The organism is uncultured Phascolarctobacterium sp., from assembly GCF_937920985.1.
Lineage (GTDB): Bacteria > Bacillota > Negativicutes > Acidaminococcales > Acidaminococcaceae > Phascolarctobacterium_A.
In genome coordinates this window covers 65,291-81,665 of the sequence record NZ_CALDXR010000020.1, presented here as the reverse complement: position 1 = coordinate 81,665, position 16,375 = coordinate 65,291, and the positions used below count along the sequence as shown (strand labels likewise).

16 protein-coding genes are annotated in these 16,375 nt (G+C 40.3%); 4 read left to right on the top strand and 12 right to left on the bottom strand.

All coding sequences use genetic code 11. The annotated features are described in order from the left end of the window. Positions 1 to 38 precede the first annotated feature (38 nt). Complete coding sequence (locus tag Q0612_RS03875; RefSeq protein ID WP_337398659.1) at positions 39 to 899, bottom strand: methionyl aminopeptidase; 861 nt, start codon at positions 897 to 899, stop codon at positions 39 to 41. A gap of 176 nt (positions 900 to 1,075) precedes the next feature. Here Q0612_RS03875 and Q0612_RS03870 point away from each other — a divergent pair, with 176 nt between their 5' ends. Both Q0612_RS03870 and Q0612_RS03865 read left to right on the top strand, forming a co-directional pair. Further along, complete coding sequence (locus Q0612_RS03870; RefSeq protein ID WP_210683817.1) at positions 1,076 to 1,720, top strand: DedA family protein; 645 nt, start codon at positions 1,076 to 1,078, stop codon at positions 1,718 to 1,720. Between the two features lie 231 nt (positions 1,721 to 1,951). Continuing rightward, on the top strand, positions 1,952 to 2,989 hold the full coding sequence (locus Q0612_RS03865) for a low specificity L-threonine aldolase (protein ID WP_298881000.1): 1,038 nt from the start codon (positions 1,952 to 1,954) through the stop codon (positions 2,987 to 2,989). A 146-nt stretch (positions 2,990 to 3,135) separates the two neighbouring features. Here the strand turns inward: Q0612_RS03865 and Q0612_RS11900 are convergent, their stop codons facing one another. Continuing rightward, the gene (locus Q0612_RS11900; RefSeq protein WP_222859573.1) at positions 3,136 to 3,213 is read right to left on the bottom strand and encodes a putative holin-like toxin; all 78 of its coding nucleotides are present in this window, start codon (positions 3,211 to 3,213) and stop codon (positions 3,136 to 3,138) included. A 129-nt stretch (positions 3,214 to 3,342) separates the two neighbouring features. After that, positions 3,343 to 4,542, bottom strand: a complete 1,200-nt coding sequence (locus Q0612_RS03860; protein WP_298880997.1) for an alanyl-tRNA editing protein — start codon at positions 4,540 to 4,542, stop codon at positions 3,343 to 3,345. 128 nt (positions 4,543 to 4,670) lie between these two features. On the opposite strand from Q0612_RS03860, the gene Q0612_RS03855 reads away from it, so the two are divergent. Together Q0612_RS03855 and Q0612_RS03850 are read left to right on the top strand one after the other, a co-directional pair. Beyond that, positions 4,671 to 5,333, top strand: a complete 663-nt coding sequence (locus tag Q0612_RS03855) for an HAD hydrolase-like protein (RefSeq protein WP_298880994.1) — start codon at positions 4,671 to 4,673, stop codon at positions 5,331 to 5,333. Positions 5,334 to 5,365: 32 nt separating this feature from the next. Next, a complete protein-coding gene (locus tag Q0612_RS03850) occupies positions 5,366 to 6,058 on the top strand; it encodes a metallophosphoesterase (protein ID WP_298880991.1) in 693 nt (230 codons plus the stop codon). Positions 6,059 to 6,147: 89 nt separating this feature from the next. On the opposite strand, the gene Q0612_RS03845 is transcribed toward Q0612_RS03850, so the two are convergent. The 9 genes from Q0612_RS03845 to Q0612_RS03805 form a co-directional block, all read right to left on the bottom strand. Beyond that, positions 6,148 to 6,735, bottom strand: coding sequence for a hypothetical protein (locus tag Q0612_RS03845; RefSeq protein WP_298880988.1), 588 nt, complete (start codon positions 6,733 to 6,735; stop codon positions 6,148 to 6,150). Between the two features lie 3 nt (positions 6,736 to 6,738). Beyond that, on the bottom strand, positions 6,739 to 7,386 hold the full coding sequence (locus Q0612_RS03840) for a zinc ribbon domain-containing protein (protein ID WP_298880985.1): 648 nt from the start codon (positions 7,384 to 7,386) through the stop codon (positions 6,739 to 6,741). 17 nt (positions 7,387 to 7,403) lie between these two features. Further along, positions 7,404 to 7,568: a hypothetical protein gene (locus Q0612_RS03835; RefSeq protein ID WP_298880981.1), complete on the bottom strand. Its 165-nt coding sequence runs from the start codon at positions 7,566 to 7,568 to the stop codon at positions 7,404 to 7,406. A gap of 73 nt (positions 7,569 to 7,641) precedes the next feature. Beyond that, a complete protein-coding gene (locus Q0612_RS03830; RefSeq protein WP_293850457.1) occupies positions 7,642 to 8,346 on the bottom strand; it encodes an OmpA family protein in 705 nt (234 codons plus the stop codon). Positions 8,347 to 8,358: 12 nt separating this feature from the next. Further along, on the bottom strand, positions 8,359 to 10,074 hold the full coding sequence (locus Q0612_RS03825; RefSeq protein WP_298880976.1) for a MotA/TolQ/ExbB proton channel family protein: 1,716 nt from the start codon (positions 10,072 to 10,074) through the stop codon (positions 8,359 to 8,361). A gap of 13 nt (positions 10,075 to 10,087) precedes the next feature. Next, positions 10,088 to 10,930, bottom strand: coding sequence for a hypothetical protein (locus Q0612_RS03820; RefSeq protein WP_298880973.1), 843 nt, complete (start codon positions 10,928 to 10,930; stop codon positions 10,088 to 10,090). Positions 10,931 to 11,000: 70 nt separating this feature from the next. Continuing rightward, positions 11,001 to 14,372 carry a hypothetical protein gene (locus tag Q0612_RS03815; RefSeq protein WP_298880970.1) on the bottom strand — a complete coding sequence of 1,124 codons (3,372 nt, stop codon included), beginning with the start codon at positions 14,370 to 14,372 and terminating at the stop codon, positions 11,001 to 11,003. Between the two features lie 14 nt (positions 14,373 to 14,386). Next, a complete protein-coding gene (locus Q0612_RS03810; protein WP_298880967.1) occupies positions 14,387 to 15,883 on the bottom strand; it encodes a tubulin-like doman-containing protein in 1,497 nt (498 codons plus the stop codon). Between the two features lie 15 nt (positions 15,884 to 15,898). Continuing rightward, a complete protein-coding gene (locus Q0612_RS03805) occupies positions 15,899 to 16,348 on the bottom strand; it encodes a hypothetical protein (protein ID WP_298880964.1) in 450 nt (149 codons plus the stop codon). Positions 16,349 to 16,375: the final 27 nt, after the last annotated feature.

Sequence of the window (16,375 nt, the reverse complement as noted above, 5' to 3'; positions counted from 1 at the left end):
TAATAAAGATTAAGACTGCCTGCACAGCCGTCAAGCCATTAATAACTCAGAATCTCCGGACCGTTTTCGGTAATCAGAATCTGATGCTCCCATTGAGCGGAAAGACTGCCATCACAGGTATAAACAGTCCAGTTGTTGGCTTCGTCAACAAAGATATCTCTGTGTCCCATGTTAATCATCGGCTCAATAGTAAAAATCATTCCCGGCACAAGCACCATACCGGTTTTGCGCTTGCCTACATGGCAGACGAACGGATCCTCATGGAATTCTACACCAACGCCGTGGCCGCCGAATTCTTCGACAACGGAATAGCCGTGCTTATGTGCCAGCTTGGAAACGGCAGCGCCGATATCTCCCAGGAAACCCCAAGGCTGAGCTGCTTCAATACCGCGCAGCAGACATTGCTTGGTGATTGCAACCAAATCTGCAGCCGGCTTAGCAACCTTGCCAATCATAAACATGCGGGATGCGTCAGCATAATAACCATTGTAGATAGTAGAAACGTCTACATTCACAATATCACCGCTGCGCAGCACGTCATGCTCGCTGGGAATACCATGGCAAACCTGGTCATTGATAGAGGTACACACGCTCTTCGGGAAGCCTTCATAGCCCAACGGTGCAGGAATAGCGTTATGTGCTACTGTATATTCGTAAACGATTCTGTCGATATCAGCAGTAGTCATACCGGCCTTAATATATTTGGCAACCTCATCCAATACACCGGTATTGATTTTGCAAGCTGCACGAATACCTGCAATCTGCTCCGGGGTTTTAATCATATCGCGGTCAGGAACCTCGCAGCCCTGAGCCTGCAGCAACGCAATTTTTGCATCATTCATTTTGTGGCAGTCTGCATATGCTTTACCACTGCCACACCAACATAATTCTTGGTCCAAAGAAAACACTCCTTATCTAAATAATTGTTACAACTTGTACATTACAACCTTATAGCTTCTATTTTACCACATATTTAAGGGAAAAATCACATTTTCGGCTTAAAATTCTCTTACAACGTTCGGTTTTTTGTGTTAAAATTATTTTATATGACTCAAGGTTAAGAAAGGAAATTTTTATGGAAGCATATGCAATGTATTTTATCGATTTAATTTTGCACCTGGACAAGCACCTGCCGGAAATTATGATGGCCTACGGTCATCTGATTTACGCCATCCTGTTCATGGTAGTGTTCTGCGAAACCGGTCTGGTAGTCACCCCATTTTTACCGGGCGATTCGCTGCTTTTCGCCTGCGGTGCCCTTGCCGCTGCCGCACCCGAAGGCATGGATATCAAAATTATCGTGCCCATCTTTTTAGTTTCGGCTGTGCTGGGTGATGCCTGCAATTATATGATAGGCGAGCATCTCGGTATGCACATGATTAAGAAGAACATCATCAAAAAGGAGCATGTCGACAAGGCCAGCGCATTTTATGACAAGCATGGTCACAAGGCTATTTTCCTAGCTCGCTTCGTGCCGATTGTCCGTACCTTTGCACCCTTCGTTGCCGGCATCGGCAAAATGCACTATCTGACCTTTGCTCATTACAATGTCATCGGTGCTGTAGTGTGGGTATTTCTCTTTGTCGGCGGTGGTTATTTCTTCGGCAACATCCCTGCCATCAAGCATAATTTTACGCTGGTAACTTTGGGCATCGTTGTCTTTTCCCTGCTGCCTGTGTTATATGAATTCGTAGGCAAGAAAATTTTAGGCAAGAAATAAGAAGGTCTTGGAATTTTGGTAACAGGCTCTCCTACGATAGACAAGGTGAATTGCCCGCAGGACAAGAGAGAGCACCCTGTGGTGGTTGGCATTGCGCAGCGCGCTATTTATAATTAAGATAGTATATTCCCCTCTCAGTCAGCTTCGCTGACAGCTCTCCCCGAGGAGAGCCTTTACACTATCAAGCTATTAAAATACACATATAAAACAAAAAATTGAAGGTGATTTAAAATGACTTATCGTTTCAACAGTGACTACACTGAAGGCTGCCATCCTGCAGTCCTCGAAAAGCTTGTGCAAACCAATATGGAACAGACTGACGGCTACGGCCTTGATCCCTACTGCGACGAAGCACGCAAATTGATTAGAGAAGCCTTCGCCTGCCCGAACGCTGATGTGCATTTTCTCGTTGGCGGCACCCAGACCAACCTGACGGTTATCTGCGCAGCCTTGCGTCCGCATCAGGCTGTTTACGGCGCTGTTCCCAGCCATATCAATACGCATGAGGCCGGTGCTATTGAGCATGTAGGCCACCGCGTACTGCCGCTTCCGAGCGAGGACGGCAAGCTCACTGCTGAGCAAATCCGCCACGAATGGAAAATGTACGATACCGATCCCAGCCGTGAGCATTGGGCACAGCCGAAAATGGTTTATATCTCCCAACCGACCGAAATCGGCAGCATGTACAGCAAAAAGGAGCTGCAGGATTTATACCAGGCCTGCAAGGACTGCGGTCTTTACCTCTTTGTTGACGGCGCACGCTTAGGCTATGTTCTCGGTGCTCCCGACAACGATATGACTGCTGCCGACTTGGCAGCCAACTGCGACGTATTCTATATCGGTGGCACCAAATGCGGCCTGCTCTTCGGCGAAGCAGTTGTTATTTTGAACGACGCACTCAAGCCCGACTTCCGTACCATCGCTAAGCAATGCGGTTCCATCATGGCCAAAGGACGCCTGCTCGGCGTACAGTTCGGCGCACTTATGAAAGATGACCTTTACAGCAAAATCTGCGGTAAAGGCACACTGCAAGCGCTGAAAATCCGTGATGCACTGTTAGCCAAAGGCTTTAAGTTCGTTACCGAGTCCCCCACCAACCAGCAATTTGTGATTATGACTCCGGCGCAGTTCGAAAAACTGAGCGAAGAATTTGCTCTCAGCCATATTGCTTACCTGGAGGACGGCAATTACAGCGTGCGCATCTGCACCAGCTGGGCAACCAAGGATGAAGAAGTTGACAGACTCATTGCTATGATCAACGAGCTGTAAGCTTGACAGAAAACGTAAATTTGCTATAATAAAGACAAAGAGAGACTCTGACAGTGGTGTGTCAGCCCTCTCTGTTAATTGTGTATATTTGACAAAAGGCTGACATTGACCTCTAATGTCGGTCTTTTGTTATTTTGTAAGCAAACTTACTTACGTTTAGACATAATGGTCGCAACAAGCAAACCAAATGTTAACATTATCTGTAACGCTTCGGCTACTGTCATGCTCCCACCTCCTTACGGAGGAACCGACCTGTCAGAATCTCTAATGTTATTATAACAGTTATCTTATTTGTTGACAATATGTTCATGTAAATAAAAAGACGGTCGCTTGACCGTCTTTTTTTGCGCTTGTTACTTCAGTTTTTCTACAACGCTCTGCAGCTTTTCCTGCCAGTCGGCGCAATAATCCGCACCGCCCTGCGAGCAGTCGCTCTTGCCACCGCCACGACCGCCAAAGGCTTCGTTAAGCAGCTTGATAACGCTGCGGCAATCGCCTGCAGTATCCATGCCCAAGGCAACTGCGTAGCTGATGCGCTCAGGCTGCACTGCTACCAAAAGGCTCAGCGTGTTTTTCAAGGCAGTAACCTTCGGCAAAAAGGCTTTGATATCCTTGGCATCGTGACCTTCCATAGGCAGAGCCAAAACCTTGACACCCTCAGCATTAATCGGCGCAGCAGCATACGTTTCCTGCAGCTTTTCCTCTTCAATCTTCAGCAGCTTGCTCTTGGCAATGTCAAGCTGTGCCAGCAAATCAGCTTTCTGCTTACTTACGGCAGCAGGCACCTGCTCAGGCTTTACGGAAAGACTTGCAGCAACGTTTAGTAAAGTGCTGTTCTTGGCGTCCGCATCAAGCAGTGCTCTGCGGCCGCAGACAAATTCTACGCGGCAACCGCCCTTGTGCTTTTCATGGCGGATAACCTTAACGCTACCCAGCATCCCAGTAAACGGCGGATGCGTACCGCAGCAGGTGCAGATATCGGCATCCTCAACGGATACAATACGTAGCGTGCCGGTCAGCTTGCTGTTGAACTTACGCATCTTATCCTTCAGCTTGACAGCCTCTGTGCTGTCCATATAGCTGATATGTACCGGGCGATTCTCCCAGATGATCTCATTCGTATATAATTCTGCCTGCAGCAGCTCCTCGTCCGTCAGCTCCTTGTCAAGGTCAATGAAAACATCATCCTCATTCATATGAAAGCCGATGTTGTTGGCCTTAAACAGCTTCCAGCAGGCGTAGGACAAAAGATGCTCGCCCAAATGCTGCTGCATTCTGTCCAGACGCACAGGCCAGTCCAGCACAGCCTCTGCCTCGGCACCAACCTCCAACGGCTTGTCGCACTCATGGTAGATGTGACCGTCCTTTTCGCTTACATGACTTACAACAGCATCAGCCAGCTTGCCTCTGTCGCTCAGCTGACCGCCGCCCTCCGGAAAGAAAACTGTCTGGTCAAGCTCAACCAGATATTTGCCATCCTTCGGCGTGCAGGCCGTAACCTTCGCCATGCACTGTTTGAGCAACGAATTGTTTTCAAAAAGCTTCATCGTCATTTTTTAGTCCCCCTCATAAAATGTATCTGTCTCTAATAACCATTATTGTATCACTAAATCGCCAAAGTGTGTTATAATCAATTATACAAATCCAAAAAAATTCTATTAACGCAAATAAGGAGCAATAAATGTTTCAAAATTTACTCTTTGATTTAGACGGTACCCTGACAAATTCCGCCGAGGGTATCACCAAATGCGTACAATACGCATTGCGCGCTCAAAATATTGAGGAGCCCGATTTAAAAAAACTGGAGGTTTTCATCGGCCCGCCACTGCGCAATAGCTTTATCAAATATTACGGCATGACCAGAGAGCAAGCTGAAATCGGTGTAGAAAAATATCGTGAACGCTACACTGATATCGGCATCTGGGAAAATGAAGTTTATCCCGGCATCATGGAACTATTGGCAGACCTGAAGCAGGCTGGTCGCCGCCTTGGCATGGCTACCGCCAAGCCGGAGGTTTTTGCGTTGCGAATTGCCGAGCGCTTTGGCTTCAACCCCTATCTGGAAGCTATCACCGGCTGCAGCCTGGACGGTAAAACAGACAAGAAAGCTTTGGTAGTTGCCGCTGCTTTGGAAAAATGGCAGCTCACTACGCCCGAAGCAAAAAAGACTGTAGCACTTATCGGCGACCGCCGCGAGGATGTTCTCGCCGCTCACGCCAATGGTATCGCCTGCATCGGCGCAGGCTTCGGCTTTGGCAGCTACGAAGAGCTGGCTGAGGTTGGCGCTGATTACTATGTTGCCGATGTTCCGGCATTAGCACGCTTCCTGCTTGGCAAAGCTTAAAATCGAATTTAACACTTAAAGGTGATAATATTATGCATATTTACGCAATAGGCGACCTGCACTTATCAGGCGAACCTGCTAGCAAGCCCATGGAGGTTTTCGGCGAGCACTGGTGCAACCATAAGGAAAAGGTCGCTACTAATTGGCAAAACACTGTAACCGCACAGGACACTGTTATTGTCTGCGGCGATATTTCCTGGGCCATGACTTTGGAAGAAGCAGCACAGGATTTAGACTGGCTGGCACAGCTGCCGGGGCGCAAACTGCTGCTGCGCGGCAACCATGATTACTGGTGGAGCAGCCTGAGCAAAATGCAGCAGCGTTACGGTGCTCATTTTGAATTTCTGCAGAATGACTGCATTATGGTAGAGAATATTGCTGTCTGCGGCACCCGCGGATGGCTGCTACCATCGGCCGAAAGCTTCAGTGAAGCCGACAGGAAAATCTATAACCGCGAGGGTATCCGTTTGGAGCTTTCCCTGCAGCAGGCACATAAAATGCAGGCGCAGCAGATAATTACAGCCTTTCACTATCCGCCGCTTTTTGCACGCACGGAGCACACCTGCTTCACTAATCTTATGCTGCAGTACGGCGTGCAGCACTGTGTCTACGGCCACATTCATGGTGAAAACCACATTCCTGTTTTTGAAGGATTGCGTGAAGGCATCAACTACAAGCTTGTTTCCTGCGATACGCAAGGCTTTCAGCTTTACAACGTAATATAACAGCGAAACTTCGCTGAAAAACAGACAGGCTCCCCTGAACGATTCGTTCAGGGGTGCTTTGTTTAGGTTAAGCGAAATATTATAGAGCTTTATATATCGATAACTTTTGTCAAAAGTCTATTGGGGTTATGATCTGGAATATAGGCATACAGCACGTAGATATTATAAATAATCAAAGCTGTAAATACTATAGCTATGCTATAAATCTGCAGTCTATGCATAGTTACCTCACTAAGACCAGTAACAGATATTGTCTCCGTCACCTTGTATTCTACCATCGAGGCCTTGCTCAGAAAAATAAATTTCTGCTGCAAATTGCTATTAAGCAACAAGCCATTTGCTGTTACACGTGCCATCAAAGTCTCAGACTCATTAATACTCTGTACTGCTCCTGCCAGTGCTCCGCGTAAATGCTCCAAAAACTGTTCATCTGCCATAAATTTCTTGTAGGCAAATAGCTTTATGGCTATCTCAACAACATTTGTCTTTTTTTCTAGCTTCAAAAAAGGAAACTGTTGCTGAAGCCCATCAAGTATCTTATCTACAGTCTTTGATTCATCTGCGGTAATTTGTAAAAGCTGAGTATTCTGTTTGCTGCATATAATAATCTCACCTGAAAGCGTTAATCTTTGACCACCAACATAATTACGTAACATTTGTAAATATTTATTGCCCATTTTTTATTCCTCGCTCTTTAGCGGTGCACCACAGCTTGCACAAAATTTTGTACCTGGTACAACTGGCGCATGACAACTAGGACATAACAGCTCTTCAGCTTGAGGCTGATACGCAGTACTCTCCGTGAGAGTTGCTTCAGAAGGCACTCCATCTGTCAAATCACTACGACAAAATCTGCATTTTGTTGCATCAGCACGAATTAATTCCTTACAGAACGGGCACTCTCGCATCGGCACAGCTTCTAAAACCGAACCACAATATCTGCACTTAACAGCACTGGACTTAATGCTTTCACCACAATGCGGACACTTTTTCATTCCTTCATCCAGCATCTGCGTTTTTGACTGAGAACCAGAATCTAACATACCAACCTCTTTTTTGATGCTTGAAATTTCTTTTTCCACATGTTGAAAGCGTTGATTCATCTGGACTTCATTAACAGCCATCCGCTCCTTTATATCCTGCTGTTCCATGCCAACCTTGTTAACAGCCTCATCTTGGGACAAATCCTTAACTAAAGCCAAAATTATACCAGCAAGCAACGGACTAATAAATACCGATGCAAGACCCCATGCCAAACCACTACGTCCTTTTCTCTGGGCAAACATACCAACTGCTACACAAAATCCAAGAAAAATGAGAAATTCCATGATAACCCCTCCAAAATTTAGCGGCGATTATTCTTTAGAATAAGCAAAACTATAAAGCACAACAAAGGGCTGAAAAAAGCCGCTGCAATCCCCCATCCTATACCACTGCGACCGCGCTCTTGGGCAAAATAACCAATAGCGACTGCCAACGCCAGCCAAATCAAAGTACCACTGGTAATCACAAAAATCATCCTTTCTATTTTACATAAAATTAAACAGCTCACTTAATCTGCATCGTAAATATTATTTACAGTTTTACTTCATATCATTCTTATAAAATAATACTATTTCAATACGTCTGTTTTTAGCTTTAGCAGCTGCATCAATATTTGCTTTTTCTAGCTTTGCTCTGTCATATTCCTGCCCCGCTTCACGCCCAACTGGTTTATACTTGCCAAAAGATGTAATGGACATCAAATATTTCGCCGGATCTACAGATACCTCTGTCTGCAAAAATTTGTATACTGCAATAGCTCTGTTAGCAGCTAAAGTAAGGTTATAGTCATCTGTATCTTCAATATCAGCATGACCTTGAATCTGTATTTCACTAATATTAGCAAGATTGTTCATAACAACCGGCCCGACAACCTTCAATACATCATAACCAGCAGGCTTCAATTCACTTTTACCGGAATCGAACAAAATCTTATCACTAAAAGTAATTGTCTGCCTATCAAGCTTATTGACAATTGTGATATCTGCCTTGTTATCAAGCATTTTTTCAGATGTTTCTTCATTACTTTTGTCGGAAATAACTAAAATTGAATAATTCTTTCCAATTTGACTTTCAATTTGGTTTTGAATCTTTTTCTGGCTTTCTCTTGCTTTATCCAAGTTTTCTGTACCAGCAGCAATCATCTTAGATACTACAAACAAGATGATCAAGACAACAAGTACTAATGATAACATTAAATCAGTAAATGAAGGCCAAAAATTAAAGCCAAACTTATCCTTAAGCACTATGCTTCCCCCTTACTGACCTGCATTATCACCTTTCAGCAATACCTGGTTAACTCTTGTCTGTGCCTGCTCCAATTCACCAATGCGGCTAACCATAACACACTGAACTGCAATACTAATGGCAAGCAGAACAGCTACAGCTATCGGCATTACAGATTTTACAGTTTCCAGCATGTCGTCCTTTTTAGACTTCGGTTGACCATTATCAATTTGAATACCAGCATTAGCCTTTAAGCAATGTAAGATTTCATCTAACGTTTCTTCCATTTTGTCTGTATTTGCATAACCGCCTCTGCTAGCCGCAAATAACTTTTGAGCATCTTCCTTGCTTAAGCCACCCTTAGCAGCAAACATTTGCTCCTGCGTCTTAACAATATCACCAAATGTTTTTTGAATTTCTACAGCAGCCGTATTGAGCGGATTATTGATTTTCTTTAATTGCTCATTAATTTGTTTTAAATTTACAGCCAGCTGAGTAGACATATCCTGCAACTGTTCATTTAAAGGTTTACCTACGGTCGTGATAATTCTCTCATCGCGTTCCGTCAGGTTATCAACAACATTTTGCATTCCATCGGTTGCTACAATCAGCTTATTATTTAACTCAACTTGATTATCTAAAGCATGCTGATCGTAAAGCTTTAATGTTTGCACAACCTCATGCAATTGATTGTTCTGATATTCAAAGCTTTGCTTAACCTCTTCTGCCTGCTCCTGCAAAAGCTGTTTATTGCTAGCTTGGAATTGAGTAGTTTGCGTAAGGGTATTGGTCATCCACTCCTGATAATGCTTATTATTATCAGTCAGCTGCTGTGACAATGCAGCTATAGTTTCTTGCAATTCCTTAATTTTATTGCTGCCATCATCAAAACGCTCTATAGATTGATTAAGAGCAACTGACATATCATTTAAAGCCTTAACCGTACCATTAGTTGCAGAAAGATTATTTAAAAGATCTTTAGCGCTATCGTTAATTGTATCCGCATTATTTATGGTATCCTTCAGGCGGTGCATAGTGTTTTCGCCCTTTTGGAAATCTGTAGGATACAAAGCTGGCAGCCAAACCTTGATAGTATTCGTCGTCAGCTTATCAGTTAACTTATTGATACACCCTTCTTGGATAAAGAAGGTATAGCAGATTACAAATAAAATGGTAAAAAATACACCCCACATACTAGGTGCAAACGCACCGCGCAAATTACTGAACAACTTGGATAATTCTTTGGCCGTATTATTCGCTTGAGCGTTAATGATAAAACTGTCACCATTAAAGGAACCTATACTTAAACCTAAGCCTATCAAAGTACCTAAAATACCAATAACCAAAAAGATGGAAATGCAGCTTTTAATCATATCTACATCGGTGCAAATTTTATCTATAGTATTCTTAACCAATAAATCTGCATCAAGACGACTGCTTTTGCGTCCAGCATCATAAATAGCCTTTAAATGTTCAAAAATAGGAATATTATTGTCAGTTCTGCCATTATTATCTTCAAACATTTTAAAGGTTCCTTCATAGTCTACACTATTAAGTTTCAATGTGTTTTCCAAGTACTCTACTGCAGCCCTATTGCCAAGCTCGTCTACTTTTTGCAGGTTCTCATGAACTCGCATACGTAACTTTACACACTTAGATACTACAAAAGCAGCAACACAAATAAGTGCTATTATTACTACACGCAGTATCCATTCCTGTGGCCAAAATATATGCAAATAAAAATCCATTTACTTATCCCCCTTAAAATTCAAGTATACCTTTTTCACATACTCTATATCTGTCGCCTTCTTTTTTAACACAAGCTGGTTTAATAAGCTTAGGTTTTATAGCAGAACCATTATAGTTTTTTAAATCAAAAAATGTCATAACCGCAGCTTTTACCATCGTTGTTTCTGTAAAACCTAAAGAATTGGCTGGCTTTAAAAAATAATATTCTTCCTCCTTAACCTTATCAGTATATTTACATACATCATAGGCATAATATCTAGGCTGTCCTTTTGTTTCTACTAAAATCACCTTATCTTTTTTATCAAAATTTGACCATGACGAATAATTTAGATTCCCCAATTCTTCTGCGTATTCATCAGCTACACTTAATGGAATGTATTGGTACTTATAACTATTAACCATAAATTTTTGATATGTAGAACTTAACTTCTCATAACTACCATCCGTATTACGGGACGAAATTTCTTGACTTTCTTTCCTCATAATAGCATTTTTGCTTTGCCAATCTTCCTTAGTATTCTTTTCATTAATTACACTGTTTACAGCTGATGTTGTTGTATCTTTTATTGTTTTTTGAATGACTAATTTTTCTAAAACATCCTCTGTAATTTCTTGGTAACATACTTTTTCAAAAAGAATATCTATAAAAGCAATTTGATTTTTTATATTTTCTTCATCTTCTTTTTGCATTTTCCCTAAATAATCAATCATCTCTTGTCTGCGTTCCATAGGAACTTCAATTTTATTGTTCAGGAATTCACGATATTTTTGATACTCTTTGTCTTTAATTCTTGCCAAACTATCTAATGAAGATTTGATATCGCTAAGTTTACCTTTATACTCTTCATAATCCAATTCTGTCACTTCCTTCTACATAATGCAACTAAAGAAGGCCCAAAATAAATATTACTTTGGGCCAAAAATATTATTTAGAAAGTAATTCCAGTGCCTGCTTCAAAATAATAATAAAAGGTGGCTCCAGGTTAATTTCATTTGCTTGCAATCTGGATTGCTGATCTAAGTACTCATTAGTCTGATCTTTAAGTTCATCGAATTCTCTCTCGCCAAAATTGATAAGTGGAATCTGCTTCCTACTCAAAATAGCATTGAACGCATTCAAAAAGCTTTTGAAATTCGGTAAATTAGCATCCACAGAAATACCCTTTTGCACATCATTTGTAGTGATCATAAGATCTTCATATGCATTTCCATTAATCCAAATCTTTTCTCCAGCAAGCAAGCTTTTGTCATCATATTGATCTATTGTATTAATGCCAAGATCAGCAAGCGGGTCATAAACCTCGTTTTCATAAGTATTATTTTGAATATTAGACGCAGATACAGTATCACACACTAAACCATACGCAACTTCTTCCTTGGGATTGCTGCTCTGAAGAACATTGAATGCTACTTGATTTTTCATCAGATTTTGTTTCCTAAAAACAGCAACTCTCAAGAATGCCGTATAAACATCCTCAAATTTTTGGCTAATAGCATAATTGCCCTCAGCAACCCAATCAAGTAGTTTTGAAGCATTACCGCCAACAAAACAATGTGGTAATGACTGGTTTTTATCACTAAAATCAAGGCATTCACCTACAATACCGCCAGCATAGTAAAATATTCCAGATAACGCAAAGGCAATGTTACGTAAAAAAAGTTTAACATTTCCACACTCACTATTTGATTTTAAGCCCTCTAATAGAATATTCTGCTTATATTTTAATAAAGCTTCCAATTCCATATTAAATTGGTCTTGCTCACCCGCAGGTATGTCAACTAATCTTTTAATAAATGCATTGAGAGCATCGTCATTACTTTCAAATCCAAGCAAAATATTGCGTTTTTTAAAAAGTTGTCTATTAAAAATGTCCTGTCCTGCAAACATCAAAGAGCATTGACCTACTGGCTTATCATTATTGGAACCCTGCCAAATCGCAATATCAGTAGAACCACCGCCAATGTCAAAGCAAACCATACCTCTTTTGAAAGTTCCCTTCATTTCATTCTTGAAGAATTCTGCCATAGAGATGCTTTCAGTTTTAGCTATAGCCTTATGTTGAGAATTAATTGGTGATATATTTTTGCAGTTATTTAAAACAGAAATCCAAATATTTTCTAACTTCCCAATCTGATTATCATTAAAGGCCTTTGGATAAGAATAATACCACTCTATATTGGTAGCTCCAGCAATAACAGCCTCTGCCATACACTGGACTGTCATCTGATATAAAAAGTAACTCATATAGTTTACGCCTTGAGCTGCAGTTTGAGCAGAATCCCATTTCATATCCCGGCCTTGTACCAGTTTATCAATATTCCTGTCATCACCAATATTATTCATGCCATCCAAATAATAAATTACTCCAGGGAATACCGCTTGATTAATATTTCCACTAAACGCACCCTCGTTAGGGGTAAACAATGTTCTAATGGAAATAGATTCACCATTTGGCTGTGCTGTTGAATTAAAAAAGTGTCTACGTAATTCCGTCACTGTTTCACTATAAACTGTTGTGACATTATATAGCCTGTTTTGTAACTGAATCATATGTTGGTTGTCATTCATTGACATATAAGTAACTGTATTGGTTGTACCAAAATCTACGCCAATCCTACAAGATTTTCCTGTGGATAATTGCAGATTTTTAGGTTTTTGTATAAGTATCAACCCAAGCTCTATTTCGCGTGGTCCTGAAATTGTATGCATTTTATGCCAGCAGACAAAGCCTTCTGGAAATATTTTTCCCTTACATATTTCAACTTCAACATCACTAAAAGTCAAATCGCGACAATCATAGCTACCTTCTTCCCATAATGGTTGCGCAAAGAAAGAATTAGGATAGCCATTGTTATCACAGAACGAATAATATGCCTGCCATGTATCTTCATTACTAGGGATAAAATTAGGCCAAATTTGAATAATAGGGGCAACTAAATCGTCAATAATATCTCTTTCCCATTCATTTAATACTTGTTCATCATTATATTCTTTACTAATGGTCAATACATTACCATTTTCATCAAATCCCTTCAGAGGTAAATCCAATTCTACTTTTATTCCTTTATCAGTAACATTACATCTGAAGTGCTGAACTAAATACTCTGGTGAAAGATAATCTAAAAGCTCCTTTTTAATTGGCATTAAAACATTCTTAGTAGAACCATAATTAATCTTTATATTTGTTAAAGCATTGGGAAAAATGTCATCTTGAGATTCAATTAAACAAATTTTTTCCGTAAAGAAATCTGTGCCCATGCGAAGCTCGACATTATATTTAGATAAATCGATACCATTCAACTTATCTTTTTCATACAATCTCCCATCACAAGGCAACGCTGCATCTAGATTTACATTTCCTGCTACCATTATATCACTAGCAGCTTTATTCCATTGCTGATACATATCTTTTGTCATTACCAACAAGTTTTTAGCAGCTTTATGACGCAAATTAATGAGCATTACATTGGATGCAGCCAAAAATTGGGAACCATCTATACTGCAGCGAATCGGCTTATCAAGTGCTTTGCAAAAACCTGTAATATTAAGCCCAGAACCTAAAGCGTAATTAGACACCTTTTCTGTGACCTGCAAATCATCCTGAAAATCCTGTAATAATTTCATTAATTTATTAGCTTTATAATCATTCTCAGGTAAGCTATCCTTGATCCCATCAAGCCATTTTTTTAGTAAGCATTTTTCTTGATCGCTAAGGCTAGATACTGGATCTTTAATGCCATTATATTCCCACCAAGATATGCTTCTGTCTATCTGGTAATCCAAACTTACAGCGGGACACAGTAAAATCGTAGGCCAAACTATTGCTACAGATCTCTCCTGATACGAAATCAGCTGAATTTTATAACCATCATCAACTGTTTCATCCTTATATTTATCGCTTTTATATTCTTCTGGCAAAGTATTTGCCAAAACCTTCAAAAATACCGGAGCATCTTTAGCAAGTTTAGTAGTTTCTGGCAGAATAATACTATGGCATTTTACATCCTTAAAATTGCGCATTTCACGTAACGCCAGTATTGCCAAAATCCCTCGCCACTGTTCCAGATATTTTTTGTGTAAAGGATGATTTTCATCAAACAACACTATCTCGTACATTTTGGGACGTGCCCATGAATCTGGAATAGAAGTAATAGTAGATTTATAATCTGTTGTAACTTTTAAATCTTTAACTAAATTAGGTAAAGTATTCTGAGAATCGGATTTCCATTCGCCTCTTTTGCTGAAAGCAATCTTTTTCTCATCATTTAATCTTGGAAGTAAAGGTATCGATGACATAATCAGGTTCTCCTTTAATTTTTACAAATTTCATAAACCGCACACATTAAAAATTCCGAACCGCCTGCGTTGGTAGTTTTCAACTTGCCAGTATAATTACACAATTCTTTCCAAAAAGCTCTATAGGTAAGCTTTTCCTTGCGTTCCTTGATTGGCAAAACAACTTGATAAATGTCTAAGTCTTTCTTTTCCCACAAGCCACTTTCCCAAAGCTGTTTATTAAGCAATTCAATCTTACGTTTGTCATTAGATAAAATAATCTGACGCCACCAATCGAAAAAGCAATCAGCATAATCACCTAAAGCATTAAAGGTGTCCATAATTTCACGATCATGATATACATCAATCTTACCAAACTTTTCAACTAAGTCTTTATACCACGTCACATTTCTCTTTTCGGTTTCTGATGCAGCACATTTAGCTAAATTAATCAGAATGCAGTTCTTGTAAGCATACAAAAAGCGAATATACGCTGCAAGCTTATCCTTTACATTGCCATCTAAGCAAACATTAGGAATATCATCCCAGGTTATCTTATCAATAGTATCAGAATCATCTTCATCCCCACGGGCAATCATTGGTGTTGTAACCTCAGAGAAATCTGTTTTATTAAAGAAATCGAAAGCAGCTAAGGCAGCATAAAGCTCAATAAAATGTGCATCATTTTTCTGAGGATCGTTCCCCAAGCTAAATTCTTTCATCTCTGTTAAATCATTATCACCAACTAAGTAAATATTGTTAAACACATCACCTAAGAGGCCACTTTTATCATAATAGTCTAATGCTGATTTAGTGTTCAACATAAAATCTTCAACCTTAGCCTGCATTTCTTTTTCTTTTTCACTAGGAGGACTAGGAAATTTAAAATAAGGCAATATCAAAGCACCACCAATTTTAGTAAGCGGTTTACCATTTTCATCCTTTTTTAATTTGCTTTTAAGAATTTTGGCTATTGTAGGAAAGCCAGATGCTCCCATACCACCAAAGACAGACGCAAATAAAAAAACTCTAGCGTCCTTATCAGTATTAATCTGCTGCTCTAATTCTTTCCATTGCTCTGACTGCTCTGCAATCATTCCCTGACTCATAACAGCAGCACCGACAGCAGGATGGGCGCGGAAGCCCTTATCCAAGGGAGTTACACGTTCCTGTTCTGTAAACAAGGCATCATAAAGCATGCCTAAATCCTTATATTTCTCCTTATTAACAAGACTTGTACGTTGAAAAACATCATCTGTATTTACGCAGTTTTCTGGAACCGGTGTCCAAGGAGCATAAGTAGTAATCGCATTTTTTAAAATTCCAGTATCGCCAAAGCCTATCTTTTGCGCTTTAGCATACAAATCTGCAGCTTTTTGGGTTCTTTGCAAATTACCACAGGTTACATCAGAATCTACGTAAACAATTTTTACAGGTTGAGAATCCTTTAAAAGTCCTGCGCCACACAAATGAATAAAAGACTCTAAGCACTTGGCTCCCGTGCCACCAATAGCAATCATATAGTAACTCATAACTAATCCTCCATATTATTTATGTATAACTTCACCCAGAGGCGGAATATACTTAACCTGCGGTGCACTAACAATCAAAGAAGAAAGATAGTACAAAAGCATAGGAAAGATGATTACAAATAAGCTAGCCCAGCCACTTCCTTCTTGTGAAGCAGGAAGGAACAAAAAGTTTGCTGCAACACCAAAAACGAAAGAAACAATTAACAATCCATAATACTTTACAGAAATGCCACTTTCACCCGCAAAGCCATCGCCTATATAGAACCAGATTGCCGCACAAATAAAGCCAAGAATGCCACTAATGCCACCGCACAATCTAAAGCCTGCCAGCCATTCATCTACCTCCATACCCTCTACTGGTACAACACTGTCAGCCAACACCAAGTTACCATAGCCAAAGAATAATAATAACCAAAAAACAATAAACAGTACAAATGCTCCAACCAAAAATTTACCCCAATTCATTTTTTAACCTCTCCTTTAATAGTAAAA